Source organism: Sphingomonas sp. LR55 (assembly GCF_036856015.1).
Classification (GTDB): Bacteria; Pseudomonadota; Alphaproteobacteria; order Sphingomonadales; family Sphingomonadaceae; genus Sphingomonas.
The window spans coordinates 2,189,843-2,209,748 of sequence record NZ_JASPFO010000001.1 but is presented as its reverse complement, the minus strand read 5'-3'; the positions used below and the strand labels follow the sequence as shown (position 1 = coordinate 2,209,748).

General features: G+C 66.2%; 19 protein-coding genes, 3 pseudogenes and 2 riboswitches. Of the genes and pseudogenes, 11 read left to right on the top strand and 11 right to left on the bottom strand.

All coding sequences use genetic code 11. The annotated features are described in order from the left end of the window. Positions 1-46: 46 nt before the first annotated feature. The 8 genes and pseudogenes from QP181_RS10520 to QP181_RS10485 all read right to left on the bottom strand — a co-directional run bounded on the left by QP181_RS10520 (position 47) and on the right by QP181_RS10485 (position 7,163). A complete protein-coding gene (locus QP181_RS10520; protein WP_132736827.1) occupies positions 47-1,039 on the bottom strand; it encodes a type II secretion system F family protein in 993 nt (330 codons plus the stop codon). 10 nt (positions 1,040-1,049) lie between these two features. After that, positions 1,050-2,021 (bottom strand): type II secretion system F family protein, encoded by a 972-nt coding sequence (locus tag QP181_RS10515; protein WP_333928485.1) that lies wholly within the window; start codon positions 2,019-2,021, stop codon positions 1,050-1,052. 49 nt (positions 2,022-2,070) lie between these two features. Continuing rightward, positions 2,071-3,354 carry a pilus assembly protein CpaE gene (locus QP181_RS10510; RefSeq protein WP_132895343.1) on the bottom strand — a complete coding sequence of 428 codons (1,284 nt, stop codon included), beginning with the start codon at positions 3,352-3,354 and terminating at the stop codon, positions 2,071-2,073. Further along, positions 3,354-3,605 (bottom strand): CpaD family pilus assembly lipoprotein, encoded by a 252-nt coding sequence (locus QP181_RS10505; protein ID WP_333929615.1) that lies wholly within the window; start codon positions 3,603-3,605, stop codon positions 3,354-3,356. The genes QP181_RS10510 and QP181_RS10505 overlap by 1 nt, the downstream gene beginning before the upstream one ends. Before the next feature lie 25 nt (positions 3,606-3,630). Beyond that, a pseudogene (locus QP181_RS10500) lies at positions 3,631-3,927 on the bottom strand (CpaD family pilus assembly lipoprotein); the annotation flags it as partial. A gap of 105 nt (positions 3,928-4,032) precedes the next feature. Next, positions 4,033-5,598, bottom strand: a complete 1,566-nt coding sequence (locus QP181_RS10495; protein ID WP_333928484.1) for a type II and III secretion system protein family protein — start codon at positions 5,596-5,598, stop codon at positions 4,033-4,035. Position 5,599: 1 nt separating this feature from the next. Next, positions 5,600-6,640 (bottom strand): Flp pilus assembly protein CpaB, encoded by a 1,041-nt coding sequence (gene cpaB / locus QP181_RS10490; protein ID WP_333928483.1) that lies wholly within the window; start codon positions 6,638-6,640, stop codon positions 5,600-5,602. 46 nt (positions 6,641-6,686) lie between these two features. After that, positions 6,687-7,163 carry an A24 family peptidase gene (locus QP181_RS10485; RefSeq protein WP_132895340.1) on the bottom strand — a complete coding sequence of 159 codons (477 nt, stop codon included), beginning with the start codon at positions 7,161-7,163 and terminating at the stop codon, positions 6,687-6,689. A 19-nt stretch (positions 7,164-7,182) separates the two neighbouring features. Between QP181_RS10485 and QP181_RS10480 the strand changes: the two genes are divergently transcribed. From QP181_RS10480 to QP181_RS10460, 5 genes and pseudogenes are all read left to right on the top strand, one after another. Further along, positions 7,183-7,602, top strand: coding sequence for an alpha/beta hydrolase (locus QP181_RS10480; protein WP_333928482.1), 420 nt, complete (start codon positions 7,183-7,185; stop codon positions 7,600-7,602). Positions 7,603-7,627: 25 nt separating this feature from the next. Beyond that, entirely contained in the window at positions 7,628-8,221 is a 594-nt protein-coding gene (locus QP181_RS10475) for an alpha/beta fold hydrolase (protein WP_333928481.1), read from the top strand. Next, a pseudogene (locus QP181_RS10470) lies at positions 8,221-9,332 on the top strand (NAD(P)/FAD-dependent oxidoreductase). The gene QP181_RS10475 and the pseudogene QP181_RS10470 overlap by 1 nt, the downstream one beginning before the upstream one ends. Before the next feature lie 453 nt (positions 9,333-9,785). Next, complete coding sequence (locus QP181_RS10465; protein WP_333928480.1) at positions 9,786-10,259, top strand: hypothetical protein; 474 nt, start codon at positions 9,786-9,788, stop codon at positions 10,257-10,259. Continuing rightward, entirely contained in the window at positions 10,237-10,632 is a 396-nt protein-coding gene (locus tag QP181_RS10460; RefSeq protein ID WP_333928479.1) for a hypothetical protein, read from the top strand. The genes QP181_RS10465 and QP181_RS10460 overlap by 23 nt, the downstream gene beginning before the upstream one ends. Positions 10,633-10,861: 229 nt before the next feature. Here QP181_RS10460 and rnhA read toward each other — a convergent pair whose 3' ends face one another. The 3 genes from rnhA to ispH are packed head-to-tail and all read right to left on the bottom strand — an operon-like array spanning position 10,862 to position 13,231. Continuing rightward, positions 10,862-11,329 carry a ribonuclease HI gene (gene rnhA / locus QP181_RS10455; protein WP_128455367.1) on the bottom strand — a complete coding sequence of 156 codons (468 nt, stop codon included), beginning with the start codon at positions 11,327-11,329 and terminating at the stop codon, positions 10,862-10,864. Next, on the bottom strand, positions 11,326-12,273 hold the full coding sequence (thrB, locus tag QP181_RS10450; protein ID WP_333928478.1) for a homoserine kinase: 948 nt from the start codon (positions 12,271-12,273) through the stop codon (positions 11,326-11,328). The genes rnhA and thrB overlap by 4 nt, the downstream gene beginning before the upstream one ends. Before the next feature lies 1 nt (position 12,274). After that, entirely contained in the window at positions 12,275-13,231 is a 957-nt protein-coding gene (gene ispH / locus QP181_RS10445; RefSeq protein ID WP_333928477.1) for a 4-hydroxy-3-methylbut-2-enyl diphosphate reductase, read from the bottom strand. 80 nt (positions 13,232-13,311) lie between these two features. Between ispH and QP181_RS10440 the strand changes: the two genes are divergently transcribed. The 6 genes and pseudogenes from QP181_RS10440 (at position 13,312) to QP181_RS10415 (ending at position 19,737) form a co-directional block, all read left to right on the top strand. Then, the gene (locus QP181_RS10440) at positions 13,312-13,992 is read left to right on the top strand and encodes a hypothetical protein (protein WP_333928476.1); all 681 of its coding nucleotides are present in this window, start codon (positions 13,312-13,314) and stop codon (positions 13,990-13,992) included. Positions 13,993-14,222: 230 nt separating this feature from the next. After that, positions 14,223-14,342, top strand: a riboswitch (glycine riboswitch). Between the two features lies 1 nt (position 14,343). Continuing rightward, positions 14,344-14,449, top strand: a riboswitch (glycine riboswitch). A gap of 47 nt (positions 14,450-14,496) precedes the next feature. Then, entirely contained in the window at positions 14,497-15,729 is a 1,233-nt protein-coding gene (gene gcvT / locus QP181_RS10435) for a glycine cleavage system aminomethyltransferase GcvT (protein ID WP_333928475.1), read from the top strand. Position 15,730: 1 nt separating this feature from the next. Then, entirely contained in the window at positions 15,731-16,102 is a 372-nt protein-coding gene (gene gcvH, locus QP181_RS10430) for a glycine cleavage system protein GcvH (protein ID WP_333928474.1), read from the top strand. 131 nt (positions 16,103-16,233) lie between these two features. Beyond that, positions 16,234-17,604: an aminomethyl-transferring glycine dehydrogenase subunit GcvPA gene (gene gcvPA / locus QP181_RS10425; protein WP_333928473.1), complete on the top strand. Its 1,371-nt coding sequence runs from the start codon at positions 16,234-16,236 to the stop codon at positions 17,602-17,604. Next, positions 17,601-19,173: pseudogene (gene gcvPB, locus QP181_RS10420) on the top strand (aminomethyl-transferring glycine dehydrogenase subunit GcvPB). The gene gcvPA and the pseudogene gcvPB overlap by 4 nt, the downstream one beginning before the upstream one ends. A 51-nt stretch (positions 19,174-19,224) precedes the next feature. Next, complete coding sequence (locus tag QP181_RS10415) at positions 19,225-19,737, top strand: CcdC protein domain-containing protein (protein ID WP_333928472.1); 513 nt, start codon at positions 19,225-19,227, stop codon at positions 19,735-19,737. The last annotated feature ends 169 nt before the right edge of the window (positions 19,738-19,906 follow it).

The window sequence follows — 19,906 nt, the reverse complement described above, 5'->3', positions numbered from 1 at the left end:
CCCTCCTGTTACGGGAGCCCAACGATCGGCTGCGCCGCCGGTTGCTTCAGGTCTTGATCAGCGCATCGGAGATCGAACACGCCGCCGGCCCGAGAATGACGACGAACAGCACGGGGAGGATGAACAGGATCAGCGGGATCGTCATGATCGCCGGCAACCGTGCCGCCTTCTCCTCGGCCCGCATCATCCGCTCGTTGCGGAATTCGCCCGACAGAACGCGCAGCGCAGACGCGAGCGGCGTGCCGTATTTCTCGGTCTGGATCATCGTCGTGACGACGCCCTTCACCGCATCCAGCTTCACCCGCTGTGCCAGATTCTCGAACGCTGACCGTCGATCCGTCAGGAATCCGAGCTCGATCGCAGTCAGCGTAAATTCCTCGCCAAGCTCGGGATAGGCCCGCCCCAGTTCGCGCGCGACGCGGTGGAACGCGGCATCGACGGTCAACCCGGCCTCCGCGCAGATCACAAGCAGATCGAGCGCGTCGGGAAGCCCCTTACGGATCGCGTCGGAGCGCTTCTTGATCTTGTTGTCGAGATACAGATCCGGCGCCTTGTAGCTCAGGATAAAGGTCAGCGCGACGAGGCCGTATTTCTTCAGCGGCGACCAGGTCGCGAAGCCATCGGTGCCGTACACCCAGTACAACATGGCGCTGCCCAGCACGATCGGCAGCACCAGCCGGCCGAAGATCACCGCCGGGGCCCATTCCTTCGACCGGATCCCTGCCTGCATCAGCTTGAGCTGGACCGCCTTGACCTGGCTGTCCTGCAACATCTTCATCGACGATAGCATGCCGCGCATCTTGTCGGCGGTGTCGTTGCGCTGGACGAGCTTGGCGCGCCGCTTGGTCGAGGCGGTGATACCTGCCTTCAACTGTTCGCGGCGATCGTTGAGCGCCTTCACGCGCTTGGTCATCGGATCGCTGACCGTGGTCGCGGCATAGATCGCGACCATCACCGCGAACGCGGCAACGCCCGACAGGATCGTCGCGACCCATAATACGTCGAATCCGAGCAGGGTTGGTCCGGCCGTCGTGCCCATCATTGCGCCCCTAAATCTCGAAGCTGATCATCTTGGACATGATGAAGGCGCCGATCGCCATCCACACCATGCCGCCCATGCCGATCGCCATCAGCCGCTCGTCGATGAAGAAATTCTGCATGTAGGTCCCGTTGATGAACCAGATCAGCCCGAAGACGATGAACGGCAAGGCGCCGATGATATACGCCGATGCCTTGGATTCCGACGACATCGCCTTGATCTTGAGCTTCATCTGGCCGCGCATGCGCAGCACGTGCGACAAGTTGGCGAGCGTCTCCGCCAGATTGCCGCCGGTCTCGCGCTGAATCGCGATCGTGATCACGAAGAACTGGAATTCGGGCGTGCCGAGCCGGTCTGCAGTCTCCTGCAGCGCCGCATCCATCGTCCGGCCGATCTTCATCTTGTCGCTGACCGCGCGGAACTCCTCGCCGACCGGGCCCTCGACCTCATGCCCGACGACGCCGATCGTCTCGCTGATCGGCAGGCCCGAGCGCAGGCCGCGGACCAGCAGGTCGATCGCGTCGGGAAACTTCGCGGTGAACTTGCCGATCCTCCGCTGGATCGTCTTGCCGACGATGAAATGCGGCAGGCCGACGCCGACGAACACACCGAACAGCAAAGCGAGCAGGATCGGCAGCCCTTTGAGCAGCATCAGCGCCGCGACGACCACCAGTAATCCCGCGGTCGCCATGCCATATTGGCCGACCGTCCAGGTCTTGCCGGTCATCGCGAGGCGCTTGGCGAGCTGGACCGGATTGGGAAGGATGCGCCCGAAGGCGAGATCCATCTTGGTATCGCGGTTCATCGAGATTCGGCGCAGCTGCGCTTCGGCAACCACCAGCGCGTCGCCGTGACGTTCGCGCAGCGAGGCGATCCGGCGCGACTGCGCGCGTCCGGCGGACGGTCCCGCAAACGCGAACGCGATCATCCCCAGCACGATCGCTGCGCCGAGGATGACCAACAGGAGCGGCATCATCTCCATCGCAGCTATCGCCTTCCGCTCGTCGCGGTCCGGAAGATCCGGCTGCGGCTCATTTGGTTTTCGCCTTGACCGTGCGCTTCGGGATCAATCCCTTCAGGTCGCCGAACTTGCCGATCAGCGATTTGCCCTTCGGCTTTGCGCCATCGGCTGCACTGTCCGGGACGGCGGACGCGATCGCGGTCACGAGTGCCATGATCGGTGCGATCGTCTTCGATGCCTTCCCGACCTCGGCGAACGGCTTGCCGAGCTTGGCCGCCTGCGCCGCGAGCTTCTGGTCGAAGGGCACGACATAATCGATCTTGCGTTCGATCGAGCCCTCGAAATCCTTGCGACTGATCTCGAGCTGGCCGCCGGCATGCATCCGGTTCGCAAGCACGAACAACTGCGTCTGCGGCGCGTTCGTCTTCATCCACGACAGGATGCGGATCGTGTCGCGGGCGGAAGCGAGCGTCAGTTCGGTGACGATCACGCCGAGCTGAACATCGCTGACGAGTTGCGGATGCTGGATTAGCATCCCCCGCGGCAGGTCGACGACAGTGCATTCGAACGCCGCGCGCATTTCTTCCTGCAACTGGTAGAACGCCGATCCATCGGTGACGAGCGGCGCATTGATCGGCGCTTCGGCGGACAGCACCGACAGTTTCTCCGACGCCTTGACCATCGCGCGTTCGATGAACAGCCCGTCGATCCGGCTCGGATTGTCGATCGCGTCGGTCAGGCCGCGGCCCGGTTCGAGATCGAGGCTGAGTGCACCCGTGCCGAAATGCACGTCGAGATCGAGCAATGCGGTTGCGCGCTTTTCCTTGTCCGCGAGCAACCAGGCAAGCGACGTCGCGACCGTCGAGGCGCCGACGCCGCCACGCGTGCCGATCACCGCGACCGAGCAATGCGGTCGATCGGTCGAGATCTCGACATGCTTCGGCGTATTCAACAGTGTTTGCGCATGACCGAAGGCCTCGCGCAGCATATCGGCGTGCAGCGGCTTCAGGAGATAGTCCTGGATCCCGCTCGACACGAGGTCGCGATAGAGGCGGACGTCGTTGACCTGCCCGGCGGCGATCACCACCGTACCGGGCTCGCACACTTCGGCCAGCGCATTGATATCGTTCAGCGGGTCGCCCGATTCGGCGAGATCGACGAACAGGATCTGCGGCGATGCGGACACCGACAGCGACTGGATCGCGTTGCGCAGGCCGCCCTTGTGGATCTTCTCGACCGCCCAGCCGAGTTCGCTCGCGATCGGCCGAAGGGCCTCGGCGGTGATCTCGTCGCAGACATAGGCGGTAAACGGTTCGCGATGCGCGATGCCGCCCGGCTTCCAGGGTGCGTTCATCACTTCCCTCCCGTGCTGGACGCGGCAAGGCCGCCGGCCCCGGTCGGCGCCTTTTTGCGATAGGTGTCGATCGCCTTGTACGACACCGCCGTATCCGTCGTCTCGTTGCCGGGCGCGCCACGGACCAGATCCGCCGGGTTGGCGACCATCGCCGCAAGGTTGCGGTTGATCGCGCAGCCATAATTGGACGACGTGTTGGAGGTGAAGTCGTTGGTCGAGATCGCGCGACCAGTCGGGGCAGCGCGGTACATCTGCATGCATCCGGCTGACGACGATTCGGATCGTCCCGGGCGCTACCGGTGCGGGCGTTACCGGCGCATCGGCACCGAGCAACAGGCCATATCGGGCAACCACGGCAGCGACATCGGTACGCGCCGCATACCCCTCCGCCGCCGGATCGTCGATCGCGACCCGGTCGCCATAGCTAAGCCGCATCGCGTCTAGCCAGTGGGCCAGCCGCTGCTGTTCCCCGCGGCCCAGCGCGCCGCCGGCGACGCCCAGATCGAGCGCATAGTCCGATCGACTGACGACGGGTTGATGAACCGATTCGAGGCCGCGATTCTCCGTTCCCATGCAGCCGCCGAGCAGCAGCGGGGGGATCAGGAACGCTAGGATCGATTTGTTGATCATCGGAAATCCTTGGTGCGGGAGGCGCGTGGTCGGCTCGGGTTCGTCATCTCAGTTCGAGAAGCCGGGCGCGGGCACGCTGCCGTTCTTGGCTTTGCCGCCGGTGTTGCGCGTGGTTGGTGGCACGACGTCGTCTTCAGGACGTCGCACATCGCCGCTGAGCGGTGTCGGACGCACCACCGCCGCTGCGCCGACCAAGGGGTGCGCATAGGAGGCAGGGGCAACCGTCGGAACGGGGCGTTTGCCGCCGCCGCTTGCACTGAGCGTCCCGAGCAATACCCGGTCGAGATCGGTCGGTGCGCGCGCGCCGTCGGTCGGCAGCGCGATGTCGCTGGCATTGTTGACCGGTTTCACCAGGTACGGCGTGATGACGATGACCAGTTCGGTCTCGTTGCGCTGGAACGCGTTCGAGCGGAACAACGCGCCGATGATCGGCAGGTTCGAGAGGCCCGGGGTCTTGTCGTACGAGTTGTTGTGGCTGTTCGACAACAGGCCGCTGATCATCATGCTTTGGCCCGAGCCGAGCTCGACGGTCGTCTCGGTGCGCCTGGTCGTCAGGCCTGGTACGCGCGTGCCGCTGAGCGTCACCGCGTTCGAATAATCGAGCTGCGAGACTTCTGGACGAACACGGAGCGAGATCCGTCCGTCCGACAGCACCGTCGGCGTATACGCCAGGCTGATGCCATATTGCTTATACTCGACCGAGACCGTGCCCAGCGCCTGCGCCAGCGGGATCGGGACTTCGCCGCCAGCAAGGAAAGTCCCGGTCTCGCCCGACAGTGCGGTGAGATTGGGATTGGCCAGCGTTGTCACCTGCCCGGTGGCTTCACCGAGATCGATCGCGGTCAGGAAATCCATCCCCAACAGCTTGCCCGCGATACCGAGCGTCGTGCGCTGTGCACCCTTGGTATAGGTCGATGTCTTTAAACCGGTCGTGGGATCATAGGTGATCGTGCCGGGCGTGCCCGACGTGCTGCCGAACAGGATTCCCGATCCGCTGCGGTCCTGCGTCAACAGGTTGACGCCGATGTTCTTGACGAAGCTGCGGCTGACTTCGGCGACGCGCACCTGAAGGTTGACCTGTAACGGCGTCGCGGTCTTCAGCCGCGAGAGGACTTTGGTTGTATCACCCACGAACGCCTGCACCAGGCGTTCGGCTTCGGCGGCATCCTCGGGGGCAAGGACGGTGCCGGTCAGCAGGATCAGGCCGTTCATCGGAGTCGCGACGACCTGCGCTTCGGGCATCGCCAGGCCGAGCATCTGCTGGACCGAATCGAGGTTGTTGCCGACCCGAACCGTCGCCGCATAGACGACCGCGCCACCCTTGGTGGTGGCCGAGATCGTCGTCTCGCCGGTCTTCTTGCCGAACAGATATAATTGGGTCGGCGAGCGGACCTGGACATCGGCGATCGAGTCGTCGGCGACGAACAGGTCGGTCATCGGCCGGGCGAGCGTCACCAGCCGGCCGCGACCGGTGTTGACCTGGACGACCGGCGAACCGGCCGGGGCGATCGCCGCGCCGCGGCGCTGGGCGAGGGCGGGCGCCGACGGTGCGGCACTCGCAGCGGCCAGGGCGACGGCCAGCGGCCAGCCCAGCGGGGTCATCCGGATACGCATGTCAGTTCTTCCCCCCGACCGGAACGATGGTCATTGCGTTGCCGCGTGCGATCCGGACCACCGGTCCCTGGACGACCGGCGTACCGCCGCCACCACCACCGGACTGCGTCATCGGCATGCCCTGCATCGGCGCACCGCCACCTTCGATTGCTTTGCCGGGCACCGTGCTGCGCTGGTAGCGCGAGACGTCAGCACCGGTCTGATAGCTCGATGCGCCTGCCGACGGCTGGCTCGCGAGCCGTACCATCATCGCCTTTTCGGCCTTCGGATCATTGCCCTGCGGTACCTTCACGGCCCCGGAGGCGATCGCCTCCTCGAGTTCGGCCGAATTGTCGGCGATCGAGCGGAGCGACAGCGAGAGCGAGCCGAGCGTCTGCGCCACCGCCACCTGCTCGGCCATCTTGGGCGTCGCCTCGATCGTCACGTTCGAAAACGTGCGGACCTGCGTTTTGCCGTCTTCGCCGACGAGATTGTCGGTGCGCTGGTCGGTCGCGAGCACGCGGATGTTGCGCATGATCGTCTCGGACACCTTGAGCGGCTGGCCTTCGCCGCCGCCTGCGACCGTCTGCGTCAGGACCAGATCGATCCGATCGCCTGGAAACACGAAGCCTGCGACCGCGGCCTGCGCCGAGACGGGCACCGTGACCGCGCGCATGCCAGGTCCGAGCGCCGCTGCCAGGAAACCGCGATCACCGGGCTTTACCAGCGACCCTTGGGTCACCGGTTGCCCGGCGGTGATGATGCTGCGCACCACCGTGCCCTGCAACGACTGGAGATTGGTCTTGTCCCGGAGATAATAGGCGTTGTCGACCAGCTCCTTCGGCCAGGGCTGGAATTTCAGCGCGGTCGCGTCGAGGATCGTGCCGACCGGCAGCGAGCGGGTCGCGACGAGCACCTCGGGGCCGTCGACCACCGGCGCGGTCATGGCGACCGCCCCGGCTTGCGGCGCCGAGCTTCCGGCGATCAGCGTTCTGGCAAAGAATGCTGTGATGGCCGCGACAATCAGCGCGCCAGCCAGCAATATGATTTTACGACTGTCCATGACTAGTTCGTGCCTTTCAGGCGCCGGAATTCTGCTTCGGCGTTAATCATGACTGAAACTGATTAAGGAGTGGTTCGCGCAGCGCGAGCAGCCCTGCGAATGCTATAGCCACGCCGTACGGGACTTCGATCGCCGCCGATGTCTTCTTGATAAGCCGCTCGGCCATCATGACGAGGGTGACGACGCCGCCTGCGATCGACATGACCATCAGCATCGAGAGGAACGCCGGAAACGGCAACCACAGGGCGAGCGCGACGATAAGCTTGACGTCGCCGCCGCCCATCAGGCCGAAATGGAACGCGACCAGGAACGCGGCGAACACCGCGAGTGCGACGCCCAGCTGCAATACGACGTCGGGCCAGATTTCGAGCCCATTGGCGTACCACCAGACCGGCGCGAGCAACGCGACCGCGGCATTTTTCCAGTTGGCGATTTCCCGCGTTCGCGCGTCTTCGATGCCGGCGGACACCAGCAGGCCTCCAAGCGCGAAAATCAAAATTGGAAGAGCAATGTTCCACCCCATCGGCTAGACCCTAACGAAGATGGCTTTCGAAAAAGTAACCGTCCCGACCGATTCTTCGTTCGGTTACACGCACGTAGCGCAGCGTGGTGGCGCCGAGGCGGTTCGACGTGCGATTCCGGTCGGTGCACGAATCGGGTATTGGACTGCCCCCGACGGCTGGGCGTTGCGCCGCTTCGACTGGCCTGCCGACGCAGTATCGCGGCGGTCGCGGGGCGCGGTGCTGTTCCAGACGGGGCGCGGTGATATCTTCGAAAAATACCTGGAGACGTTTGCGCATCTCCATGCACACGGGTGGTCGGTGACCGCGTTCGACTGGCGCGGGCAGGGGGGCTCGGGACGGCTTTCCGGGGACCCCCATGTCGGGCACGTCGACGATTACACGACCTATGACCGCGACCTGGCGGCGTTCTGGTCGGACTGGGTGGCGGAGCGGGGGTAGCTAGCCAACCCCCGTGATACCTCGCGTGATCTTGGGACATTCGATGGGCGGCATGATGGTCGTGCGCGCACTCGCGGCACGGTCGATCCAGCCCGATGCCGCGATTCTGGTCGCGCCGATGATCGGGCTGAAGTCACCGGTCGGCGCCGGGATCGCCGGTCGTGTTGCGCGGTGGATGGCGTCGCGCGGCAATCCCGCGCGGGGTGCTTGGCGCAGCAACGAGCGGCCCGGTTCGATCGCGTCGCGGCAATCGCTGCTGACGCATGACGCCTCACGCTATGATGACGAGCGCTGGTGGCAGGCGGAAAAGCCCGCGCTGTGCCTTGGGCCGCCGAGCTGGTCGTGGTTGGCGCAAGGCTTTGCCGCCGCCGCTGCGCTTGCGGTCGATCCGGGGATCGAGGCGATGGAGACGCCGGTGCTGATGCTTGTCGCGGAAGCCGACAAGCTGGTCGATCCCCATGCGGCCTTGCGGCTCGGCGCGCGGTTGCCCGATGCGCAGATCGTCCGGTTCGGCCGCGAATCGGCGCATGAGATCCTCCGCGAGGCGGACGGCGTGCGTGACCGGGCCTTGGGCGCCATCGATTCGTTCCTCAATGCCTTCGTGCCGCCGCGTCCGTAATGGCCGCGTTCGCGACGCCCGTGTTCGGACCGGTTTACGACGTGGCGATCGTCGGTGCGGGCATGGCCGGCGCCAGCCTCGCCGCCGCCCTCGGATCGGACGCGCGCGTCTTGGTTCTCGAGGCGGAGGCGGTGCCCGGCTATCATGCCACCGGACGATCCGCGGCGTTCTGGTCGGAGACCTATGGCGGTCCGAATATCCAGCCGCTGACCACCGCCTCGGGGCCGCTTCTCCGCGCCGGCGGTCATCTGGCACCGCTCGGATCGGTGCATATTGGTCGTGCGGGGGACGAGGCGGCGATCGATGCGTTCCTTGCGGCGTTCGCGGATAGCGCGGTGGTCCTGGATCCGGTCGACCCCGCTGCGTTCGTCCCTGGCCTGCGAGCCGACTGGGTGTTCGGCGTGCAGGAAGCGAGTTGCACCTATATCGATGTCGCGGCGTTGCATGCGGACAGCATCGCGACCGGCCGGCGTGCCGGCGCGCAGTTCGTCACCGATGCTGCCTTCGTCGAGGCACGCCGCGCCTACGGTATCTGGACGATCGTCACGACCGCTGGAACCGCGCGTGCACAAGTTTTGGTGAACGCCGCCGGGGCGTGGGCCGATCGCGTCGCGATCGGCGCGGGGGCGAGGCCATTGGGCCTGCAGGCGTACCGCCGGACGATGGCGCAGTTGCGGACAGATCCCGGTGCGCCGGATACCATGCCGCATGTCGCGGACATCGCCGGGGGTTCTACTTCAAGCCCGAATCGGGTGGGCGGTTATGGCTCAGCCCGCACGATGAAACCCCGACCGATCCTTGCGATGCCGCGCCGGAAGAGATCGACGTGGCGATTGCGATCGATCGGTTCGAGCGCGTCGTCGACTGGCGGGTCGCTGCGGTCGAGCGACGCTGGGCCGGGCTGCGGACGTTCGCGCCCGATCGCGTGCCGGTCTACGGCTTCGACCGCGATGTTCCCGGCTTTTTCTGGTGCGCGGGACAGGGCGGCTTCGGGATCCAGACGGCACCTGCCGCCGCCTTGCTCGCTGCCAGCCTGTTGCTGGGCACTGCCCCTGACGCCGCGATCGCGACCCTCGATACGCAGCGCTACTCGCCGCATCGGTTTGCCTGATAGGCGACGCGTCGCGAAGTTTAAGCCTCGAAATCGCGAGTCGCGACGGCGCAAACTGATTTCACCGCCGTGAAAACGATCCGCCGCGAAAAAATTCGCTTACCATTGTGATAAGCAAATCTGGGAATCTATTGAATAAAATTCCGAAATTTTCGGACGAAAACCAACAGAATCGGTTTCTTGAGTAAAACTAAAAAAATGTTAATTCCCCGCTATGGTTAACGCGCCATGAGTGCCGGGACGAACAAGCATCCGATGATGTCACGATGTGATATTAAACAGATGTGCTTCGCCGGTCCGGTCACTTGGCAGTGGTGTAGTTGCGGATGGACAATATCTTCGTTGGAAGCGCGGTATCTACGATAAGCGCACGTGGCGATCTGGTTCTTCCCGATCAATTCTGCGTCACGATCCAGTCCAGGGGCGTACGGGACGATCTGTTCGTTGGTCTCCATGCCGAAGATCCTTGCCTGCTGGTCTATGATCGCGCGAGCGTCGACGATCATCATGGCGACGTTGCGCGAAACTGGGAGGGGCGCGCGCGATACGGTGCTCCGGCGGCGGCTGGGCTTCGTCGCGCCCGCGCAGATGGACGGCAAGGGCCGGCTCCGCATCGCGTCGTGGATGCGAGCCCGCCGCGGGGTGCAACAGCGCGCGTTGCTGGTCGGCATGGGCCGTCATTTCGACGTCTGGAATCTCGATCAGGTACTCGAACAGGGGCCGGGGGATCTGATCGTCCTCGCCGCGCTGCATCTCAACACGTCGATCATCAAGGAGGACCATCATGAACCTGCTCTGTCACGCCTCGGGGCACGTCGCCGCGCCGCTGGTGCTGGAAAATCAGGGGTTTCTGTTCAGTCGTTGCCAGCGCTGCCGGCACGATCTGATCCGCTCCGCGCCGTCGGTGGTCGGTTCGGCGGGCGATAGCTGGACCGGTGTGCCCGAGGGGTTGCGCGTGGCGTGGCGCTCGGCGGACGTGTCGGCCTTCGATCAGCCGTCATGGATACGCCAGTCGTTGCGCCGGATACGCGAGCGCGGCCAGCAATCCGCGACCGCCGTCAGCGACGCCGCGCAGGTCGCGCTTGCGGTGGTCGGCTGGCACGCCACTGACGCGGCGCGCCGCGCGAAGGATACGACGTTGGCCGCCTATCGCTCGGGCCGCCGCGTGATCCGCCTGCCGCGCCCGGCCCGGCCACCGCATGCCGGCATCGTCATCATCAACCTGACGATGAACCGAGACCCGTCCTGGCAGGACGCGGTCCGCGCGGACACGCAGTTCGGCGACATGATCGGCGCGTGATGCGGTGGCAGCTGGATAGCGGCGGTTCTGATAGTCCGGTCACCACGGCGCAACGCCGCCGACAGGTGTGCAATTACCACCCCGGCGAAGGCCGGGGCCCAATTGGAAAGGTCGGCGTAACGACACGCCGTCCTTAATCAGAGTCGTTTCCCAGTTGGGCCCCGGCCTTCGCCGGGGTGGGGTAACAGACGCCCGGTCTCAGCGTCGCCCAGTCTCAGCGTCGCCCAGCCTAGCGCCGCCCGGCGGCCACCGCCGCGTCGCTCGCCAGCTTGTCCGCGCGCTCGTTCTCCGGGTGGCCCGCGTGACCCTTGACCCACTGCCATTCGATCTTGTGCCGCGCCACCGCGGCGAGCAGCGCATGCCACAGCTCGGCGTTCTTCACCGGCTTCTTGTCGGCGGTCTTCCAGCCGTTCCGCTGCCAGCCCTTCACCCACTTGGTCAGGCCGTCCATCACGTATTTGCTGTCGGTGTACAGCGTCACCGCGCACGGCCGGGTCAGCACGTTGAGCGCCTCGATCGCCGCGGTCATCTCCATCCGGTTGTTGGTCGTCGGCGTCTCGCCGCCCGACAATTCCTTTTCGTGCGCGCCCATCCGGATCACTGCACCCCAGCCGCCCGGCCCCGGATTGCCCTTGCACGCGCCGTCGGTGAAGATCTCCACCTTCGTCATGGTCGGGGCAGCTACGTCGTCAGTCATGCGAATAGATCGTCCTTGCGATACGCCTCGAACCGCCGCCAGTACGCCAACGGATCCTTGCGCGTCACCAGCGCATCCGCCGGCGTATTGAGCCAATCCCACGCGCGTCGCCAGGAAGCGAAGGCACGCCCCTGCGCCAGCACCGGCAGCGCGGCGCGTTCGGCATCGGTTAGCGGATGCCGACTGACATACCCCGCGACCAGCGCCTTGCCGACCCCCGCATCATAGCCTTCGCCCTGCGCATCGAACGCCCAGGCGCTGTGCAGGATCGCGAGATCGTAGGCGCGGATATCGGTGCAGGCGAAATAAAAGTCGATCAGCCCCGTCACCCGGTCGCCGAGCATCAGCACATTGTCGGGAAACAGATCGGCATGGATGACGCTGCGCGGCAAGTCGGCGGGCCAGGCCGCGACGACCGCATCCGCTGCCGTGCTAATTGTATCGAACAGCCCGGGCTCGATCGCATCCAGATCGCGGCCGCATTTCGCCAGCAAGGCACGCCACCCGTCGGGCCCCAGCGTGTTCGGCCGCACGCCATCGAACCCGGCGAGGCTGACATGCATCGCGCCCATCGCGGCGCCCGCCGCATATGCCTGCGCCTCGGTCGGATGCGACACCGACACCCCGGTCAGGAACTCGATCAGGCACGCCGGCCGCCCGCAAAGCTCGTGGATCAGCGCACCGCTGCAATCGGGCAGCGCGCGCGGCACCGGATTTCCGTCGACCGCGAGATGGTCGAGCATCGCCATGAAGAACGGCAGGTCGTCCGCCGACACGCGCTTTTCGTACAGCGTCAGGATGAAGCGCCCGGTCGTCGTGTCGACCAGGTAGTTGCTGTTCTCGACCCCCTCGGCGATGCCCTTGGCCGAGACCAGTTCGCCGTGATCGAACTTAGCGAGGAACGCGCCCAGCGCCTCCGCCGAAACCTGCGTGTAGACCGCCATGCTAGGCGGCCGCCTCCAGCCCGCGGGGCAGCTTGAACGCGATCGTCTCGCGGTTGGTCTCGACCTCGCGCTCGGTCACCGTGTAGCGCTCCGACAACCGATCGACGAGTTCGCGCACCAGCAATTCGGGTGCGGACGCGCCCGCGGTGATCCCCAGCGTGCCGACGCCGGCGAGGAAGTCCCAATCAAGTTCGCTCGCTCGCTGGATCAGCATCGCCGGCGTACCCTCGCGCTCGGCGACCTCGACCAGCCGCACCGAGTTGGACGAGTTCGGCGCGCCGATCACCAGCACCGCATCGACACTGTGCGCAATCGCCTTCACCGCGGTCTGGCGGTTCGACGTGGCGTAGCAGATGTCCTCGCCACGCGGCGGCAGCATCTGCGGGAAGCGGCGCTGCAACGTCGCCACCACCGCGGCGGTATCGTCGACCGACAGCGTCGTCTGCGTCAGGAAGGCGAGGTTCGACGGATCGGCGGGTGCGAACACCTCGGCGTCCTCGACCGTCTCGATCAGCGACATCGCGCCCGCGGGCACCTGTCCGAACGTGCCGATCACCTCGGGATGCCCGGTATGGCCGATGAACACGATATGCCGGCCCTGCGCGACCAGACGCTCGGCCTGGCGGTGCACCTTCGACACCAGGGGACAGGTCGCATCGAGATATTCGAGCCCGCGATTCTGCGCGTCGAGCGGTACCGATTTCGGCACGCCGTGCGCCGAGAAGACGACCGGCGCGCCATCCGGCACCTCGTCGAGCTCCTCGACGAAGATCGCGCCCTGCGCCTTCAGCGTGTCGACGACGAACTTGTTATGGACGATCTCGTGGCGGACATAGACCGGCGCGCCATGCTTCTCGATCGCCAGCTCGACGATCCGGATGGCGCGGTCGACGCCGGCGCAAAAACCTCGGGGCGCTGCGATCAACAGTTCGAGCGGCGGCTTGTCGATTGGGCTCATGATGCGTCAGCCTCTACGCGATTGCTTGCCTGGACGATAGCCGGTTCCTATGGTGCGCCGCGACAGGGGCCGCTTGCGACATGCGGTGGCCCTTTCGCTCGTTCGAGAAGGTAAGCGTCGCCGTGAAAGCCCCTATCCTAGCCGTTTCGGCGTGTGCGATCCTCCTGACCGGGTGCGCCGGCAAGGGCGAAGTCGATGCGACCGGCGGCATTTCCGCGGTCCGCTCGGTCTGCCCGCCTGTCGCGATCCCTGCTGCGACCGGCGACATCACGCTGTTCAATCCCGCCACCAGCCGTGACCAGTCGGCGATCGACGTCGCCGCGCTGATGACCAATGTTCGCTCGACCTGCGCCGATGCGACCGACCAGGTCGTCACCAGCGTCACCTTCGACATCCGCGCTCGTCGCAACCGCACGGAGGGTGCACGCGACGTGACGTTGCCGTACTTCATCACGGTAGTCCGCGGCGGCACCGCCGTCGTCGCCAAGCGCATCGGCCGCGTCGCGCTGCATTTCGATGCCGGTCAGGCACTCGCCTCGACCTCGGCGACCGCTTCCGCAACGGTTGCGCGCTCGGCGGCAACACTGCCCGACGACGTCCGCGAGAAGCTGACCCGCAAGCGCAAGGCCGGCGATCAGGACGCCGCAGTCGATCCGCTGAGCACGCCGGAAGTCCGCCAGGCCGTCCTCCGCGCCAGCTTCGAGGCATTGGTCGGCTTCCAGCTCACCGACGATCAACTCAAGTACAACGCCACCCGCTAAGCCCTTGTCCCTCTCCCCGCCGGGGAGAGGGAAGGGGCCCGCCGCCCTTGCGGTGGGAAGGGAGAGGGGAATGAGGCTCAAAACGCCCGCCCCGCCGTCATGCCGAGCTAGTTCCGAGGCAACGGAACGATGGCCGACGCGCGCTAAATCTTCCCCCACCCCCAAACGCTCGATTGACTAAGATTGTGCGCCGCGTCACAACTCGCGGCGTCGATGCCGGGCAACCGGCATGGCACCGCGCGGGAGAGCGTTTCCCGGTCCTTCGAGGGCCAGCCTTTGATAGGGCAGGGGAACCGCCGAAGGAGCAACCACCCCGGAATCTCTCAGGCACCAGAGACCGCGCGGGGCTGATCGACACTCTGGAAAGCGTCCTGGCGTAAGCCGAGGGCCACCGAAGGGGTAAGCGCTGGACATTGTTCGCGCGAAAGCTCTCAGGTCCCGTGACAGAGGGGGTTCGGATCGTTGCACCCATTGGTGCCGCGCGCCCCTTCGACGGAGACGACCATGAGCGATTACGCCAGCATCATCGATCAGGCCGACGATTACGTCGAGCCCGAGATCCTGCCTTTGCCGCTCGACGCGTGGCACCGGGCGCAGGGCGCGCGGATGGTCGAGTTCGCCGGCTACGAGATGCCGATCCAGTATGAAGGCATCATGGCCGAGCACGCCTGGACGCGCGACTCGGCCGGGCTGTTCGACGTCAGCCACATGGGCCAGCTCGTCTTCTCCGGCGAAGGCGTCGCGCACGCGCTCGAAACCGTCCTGCCGGGCGACATCGCAGGCTTGGGCGAAGGCAAGATGCGCTACTCGCTGCTACTCGCACAGGACGGCGGCATCCTCGACGACCTGATGGCCACGCGCCTCCCCGACGACCAGCCGTCGCCGTTCTCCGCGGCCGACGTCGAGCCCGAGGCGTACGACCCGCTCCACCCGTCGCCGACTGCGAGCGGCAGCTTCTACGTCGTCGTCAACGGCGCGACCAAGTATGACGACATCAGCTATCTGATCGAGCATCTGCCCGACGACGTCACGATCAACATCCTCGAAGACCAGGCGCTGCTCGCGGTGCAAGGTCCGAAAGCGGTCGAGGCAGTCGCGCGGATCGTCCCCGGCGTCGACGGCCTCGTCTTCATGACCGCCGGCGCGTTCCACTGGAACGACGTCCCGCTCTGGATCAGCCGCTCGGGCTATACCGGCGAGGACGGCGTCGAGATTTCGCTCCCCGCCGAGCACGCCGTCGCGTTCGCCGACGCGCTGCTCGCGCTTCCAGAGATCAAGCCGATCGGCCTCGGCGCGCGCGATTCGCTGCGCCTCGAAGCCGGCCTGCCGCTCTACGGCCACGACCTCGACCTCGAGATCACGCCGGTCATGGCCGACCTCGGGTTTGCGCTCTCGAAGCGCCGCCGCGAAGCCGCCGACTTCCCCGGTGCCGACCGTATCCTCACCCAGCGCGTGCACGGCCCCGCCACCAAGCGCGTCGGCCTGATCGTCGAGGGCCGCCAGCCCGCCCGCGAAGGCGCCGAGGTGATCGACGACACCGGCGCGACGATCGGCCGCCTCACCAGCGGTGGGTTCGCACCCACCCTCGGGAAGCCGATCGCGATGGCCTATGTGCCGCTCGCGCTGTCGACGCCCGGCACCCGCATCGAGATCGCGCAACGCGGCAAGGTCCACACCGCCACCGTCACCGCGATGCCCTTCATTCCCCACCGCTACGTCCGCGCAGGAGCCAAGTGATATGAGCCGTTACTTCACGCAGGATCATGAATGGGTCGACGTCGACGGTGACGTCGGCACCGTCGGCATCTCCGAATACGCGCAGAGCCAGCTCGGCGACGTCGTGTTCGTCGATGTCCCCGAAGCCGGCAAGACGCTGACCAAGGGCGACGAAGCCGCAGTCGTCGAGTCGGTCAAAGCCGCGTCCGACGTGTACTCCCCGGTCTCGGGCACCGTCACCGAAGGCAACGCGGCTTTGACCGACGATTCCAGCCTCGTGAACTCGGACGCCGAAGCGGCGGGCTGGTTCTTCAAGCTGACGCTCAGCGACCCGAGCGAACTCGACAGCCTGATGGACGAAGCCGCCTACGCAGCCTTCGTCGAAGGGCTCTGATCTAACTGCTACCCCCTCCCGCTAGCGGGAGGGGGCAGGGGTGGGCGCGCGCTCTCCTCCAGCGTTCCGCCCGTTTGATGCCGGGCGCCCACCCCGACCCCTCCCGCATGCGGGAGGGGGAGTTGATGCCGATGCGCTACCTTCCCCTGACCCAGCCCGACCGTGCGGAAATGCTCGCCGTCATCGGCGCCGCGACGATCGACGACCTCTTCGTCGACGTGCCGCAAGCCGCCCGCCTCGATGGCCCGGTCCGCGACCTGCCGATGCACGCCTCCGAAATGGCGGTCGAACGCCACATGTCGGCACTCGCCAAGAAGAACCTCACCGCCGGCGAAGCACCGTTCTTCCTCGGCTGCGGCGCGTACAAGCATCACGTCCCCGCGTCGGTCGACCACCTGATCCAGCGCGGCGAGTTCCTCACCGCCTACACGCCGTACCAGCCGGAAATCGCGCAGGGCACGCTGCAGATGCTGTTCGAGTTCCAGACTCAGGTCGCACGGCTGCTCGGTACCGACGTCGCCAACGCCTCGATGTACGACGGCTCGACCGCGTGCTGGGAGGCGATCGTGATGGCGCGGCGCATCACCAAGCGGGGCAAGGCGATCCTCTCGTCGGGCCTCCACCCGCATTACGTCTCGGTCGCGAACACGATGGCCAAGTTCACCGGCGACATGCTCGACACGACCGCGCCCGAGCTGGTCGCCGACATGGACCTCGACCAGCTGATCGCGAAGATCGACGACGATACGTCGTGCGTCGTCGTCCAGTATCCCGACATCCTCGGCCGCATCGCCGACCTGCGTCCGCTCGCGGATGCGTGCCATGCGAAGAAGGCGCTGCTGATCGCGGTCGTCACCGAGCCGGTCGCGCTCGGTGCGATCGCGTCGCCCGGCGAGATGGACGCGGACATCGTCGTTGGCGAGGGCCAGTCGCTCGGCGTCGGTCTCCAGTTCGGCGGGCCTTACGTGGGCCTGTTCGGCTGCAAGGACAAATACGTCCGTCAGATGCCCGGTCGGCTCTGCGGCGAGACCGTCGACGCGGACGGCCGCCGCGGTTTCGTCCTCACGCTGTCGACCCGCGAGCAGCACATCCGCCGCGAAAAGGCGACGTCGAACATCTGCACCAACTCCGGGCTATGCGCGTTGGCCTTCTCGATCCACATGACGCTGCTCGGCGAAGCCGGCTTGCGACGCCTCGCGGGCGTGAACCATGCGGGTGCGGTTCATGCCGCGCGTCGACTGGCGAAGGTGCCAGGGGTCGAGCTGCTCAACACGCTGTTCTTCAACGAATTCACGCTGAAGCTCCCTGTCGAGGCCCGCCCGGTCGTCCGTACGCTGGCCGACCGCGGCATCCTCGCGGGCGTCTCGCTGGGCCGGCTGTATCCCGGCAATGACGACCTCGCCAACGGCTTGGTCGTTGCGGTGACCGAAACGACCACGGCGGAGGACGTCGAAACGCTTGCGTCCGCACTATCCACTGTCCTTGGGGAGATACTGGCATGAGCATCAACCAGAGCGGCTGGCGCCCTACGGCTCCCGAGGCGAGCACCGGCGGCGTTCCCGCAAGCGTCACCGGCAACAAGGCGCTGATGCTGGAAGAAGCGCTGATCTTCGAGATCGGCGATGCGAAGACGACGGGCGTCGACTTCGCCGAAGGCGACGTCGCGCACGACATGCTCGGCGACCTCACGCGCAAGACACCCATCGGCCTCCCCGGCCTCTCCGAACCGGAAACCGTCCGCCACTACACCCGCCTCTCACGCCAGAACTACGGCATCGACCTCGGCTTCTTCCCGCTCGGCAGTTGCACCATGAAGCACAACCCGCGCCTAAACGAGAAGATGGCACGCCTGCCCGGTTTCTCCGACGTCCACCCGCTCCAGCCGGTCGACACCGTGCAGGGCGCACTCGAAGTCATCCACCAGCTCGCGCACTGGCTCGTCACGCTCACCGGCATGACCTCGGTCGCGATGAGCCCCAAGGCGGGCGCACACGGCGAGCTCTGCGGCATCCTCGCGATCCGCGCGGCACTCGAAGCCAAGGGCGAAGGCGCGCGGAAAATCATCCTAGTCCCCGAGAGCGCACACGGCACCAACCCCGCCACCGCGGCGTTCGCAGGCTATAGCGTCGAGGACATCCCCGCCACTGCCGAAGGCCGCGTCGACACCGCCGCGCTGAAAGCCCGGCTCGGCCCCGACGTCGCCGGCGTCATGATCACCAACCCCAACACCTGCGGCCTGTTCGAGCGCGACATGCGCGAGATCTCCGACGCGGTGCACGCGGCGGGCGGCTTCGTCTATTGCGACGGCGCGAACTTCAACGCGATCGTCGGCCGCGTCCGCCCCGGCGATCTCGGCATCGACGCGATGCACATCAACCTGCACAAGACCTTCTCGACGCCCCACGGCGGCGGCGGCCCAGGCTCGGGCCCGGTGGTGTTCTCGGAAGCTTTGACCCCCTACGCACCGCTCCCCTTCGTCGAGAAGCAGGGCAACACGTTCGTCCTGATCGAGGAAGAAAATGCCGACGAACACCACGCCGGCAGCTTCGGTCGCATGGTCGCGTTCCACGGCCAGATGGGCATGTTCACGCGCGCGCTGACGTACATCCTCAGCCACGGCGCGGACGGCCTGCGCCAGGTGTCGGAGGACGCCGTGCTCAACGCGAACTACATCCTGCGCAGCCTCGACGACACGCTCGACGCACCGTTCGGCCCTTCGGGTCCGTGCATGCACGAGGCGCTGTTCTCGGACTCGGGCCTCGCCACCGGCTTCTCGACGATCGACATCGCCAAGGGCCTGATCGACGAGGGTTTCCACCCGATGACGATGTACTTCCCGCTCGTCGTCCACGGCGCGATGCTGGTCGAACCGACCGAGACCGAATCGAAGGCGGCACTCGACCAGTTCATCGCCGCACTCCGCTCGGTCGCCGAACGCGCGAAAGCCGGCGACCCTAGCCTCAAGACCGCGCCGCATTTCGCCCCCCGCGCGCCTCGACGAAACGCTCGCGGCGCGCAAACCGGTGCTGGTCTGGAAGGACCCGGCCCCGCTGGCGCAAGCCGCCGAGTAACGATACGCTCCCCATCTGGCCCGGGATCACCGGGCAGGGCGGGGGCTATCAATGCAGGCGCACGAAGCACAAGGCTGGATCAGCTACGCGATCACGGCCGTCATCATCGGCATCGTCTTCGCGGTCCGCTGGCGCCGCATGAGCGTGGTGAAGCCGCTCAAGCTCGAACGCCTCTGGGTTTTCCCTGCGGTCTACGCTGCCGTCGCGCTCTACATGTTCGTGATGTATCCGCCGCAGGGTGTCGCCTGGCTGTTCTGTGCGCTCGCGCTCGTGATGGGCGCCGCACTCGGCTGGCAACGCGGCAAGCTCATGCGGATCACGATCGACCCCGAAAGCCACGCGCTCAACACGACCTCCTCGCCCGCCGCGGTCTTCTTCCTGATCGCGATCGTCGCCGTCCGCACCGGCGCGCGCGCCATTATCGGTGATGGTCACGCGCTGCACCTCAATGCCTTCGCGATCACCGACATGCTGGTCGCGCTCGCGCTCGGCCTGTTCACCACCCAGCGCGTCGAGATGTACCTGCGCGCCAAGCGGATGCTGGAAACCGCCCGGGTCCGCTAGCCCCACCCATCCGCGAGCCCCACCCGTCATCCCAGCGAAAGCTGGGATATTTCGCGGCTTGGGAGCGACATTCCCCAGAGAGATCCCAGCTTTCGCTGGGATGACGGTGGGGAGGGACTGAAGGTCACGCAACCGGACCGACGACGGAATCGAGCCGCAACTCACACGT

Excerpts from the sequence above, each read along its gene's own strand:
- gcvH (WP_333928474.1), top strand. The coding sequence starts at position 15,731 with ATGAGCCGTTACTTCACGCAGGATCATGAATGGGTCGACGTCGACGGT.
- cpaB (WP_333928483.1), bottom strand. The coding sequence starts at position 6,640 with ATGGACAGTCGTAAAATCATATTGCTGGCTGGCGCGCTGATTGTCGCG.
- QP181_RS10495 (WP_333928484.1), bottom strand. The coding sequence starts at position 5,598 with ATGCGTATCCGGATGACCCCGCTGGGCTGGCCGCTGGCCGTCGCCCTG.
- gcvT (WP_333928475.1), top strand. The coding sequence starts at position 14,497 with ATGAGCGATTACGCCAGCATCATCGATCAGGCCGACGATTACGTCGAG.
- QP181_RS10415 (WP_333928472.1), top strand. The coding sequence starts at position 19,225 with ATGCAGGCGCACGAAGCACAAGGCTGGATCAGCTACGCGATCACGGCC.
- gcvPA (WP_333928473.1), top strand. The coding sequence starts at position 16,234 with ATGCGCTACCTTCCCCTGACCCAGCCCGACCGTGCGGAAATGCTCGCC.
- ispH (WP_333928477.1), bottom strand. The coding sequence starts at position 13,231 with ATGAGCCCAATCGACAAGCCGCCGCTCGAACTGTTGATCGCAGCGCCC.
- QP181_RS10440 (WP_333928476.1), top strand. The coding sequence starts at position 13,312 with ATGCGGTGGCCCTTTCGCTCGTTCGAGAAGGTAAGCGTCGCCGTGAAA.
- QP181_RS10505 (WP_333929615.1), bottom strand. The coding sequence starts at position 3,605 with ATGTACCGCGCTGCCCCGACTGGTCGCGCGATCTCGACCAACGACTTC.
- QP181_RS10480 (WP_333928482.1), top strand. The coding sequence starts at position 7,183 with ATGGCTTTCGAAAAAGTAACCGTCCCGACCGATTCTTCGTTCGGTTAC.
- QP181_RS10520 (WP_132736827.1), bottom strand. The coding sequence starts at position 1,039 with ATGGGCACGACGGCCGGACCAACCCTGCTCGGATTCGACGTATTATGG.
- QP181_RS10510 (WP_132895343.1), bottom strand. The coding sequence starts at position 3,354 with ATGAACGCACCCTGGAAGCCGGGCGGCATCGCGCATCGCGAACCGTTT.
- QP181_RS10465 (WP_333928480.1), top strand. The coding sequence starts at position 9,786 with ATGCCGAAGATCCTTGCCTGCTGGTCTATGATCGCGCGAGCGTCGACG.
- rnhA (WP_128455367.1), bottom strand. The coding sequence starts at position 11,329 with ATGACTGACGACGTAGCTGCCCCGACCATGACGAAGGTGGAGATCTTC.
- thrB (WP_333928478.1), bottom strand. The coding sequence starts at position 12,273 with ATGGCGGTCTACACGCAGGTTTCGGCGGAGGCGCTGGGCGCGTTCCTC.
- QP181_RS10485 (WP_132895340.1), bottom strand. The coding sequence starts at position 7,163 with ATGGGGTGGAACATTGCTCTTCCAATTTTGATTTTCGCGCTTGGAGGC.
- QP181_RS10515 (WP_333928485.1), bottom strand. The coding sequence starts at position 2,021 with ATGGAGATGATGCCGCTCCTGTTGGTCATCCTCGGCGCAGCGATCGTG.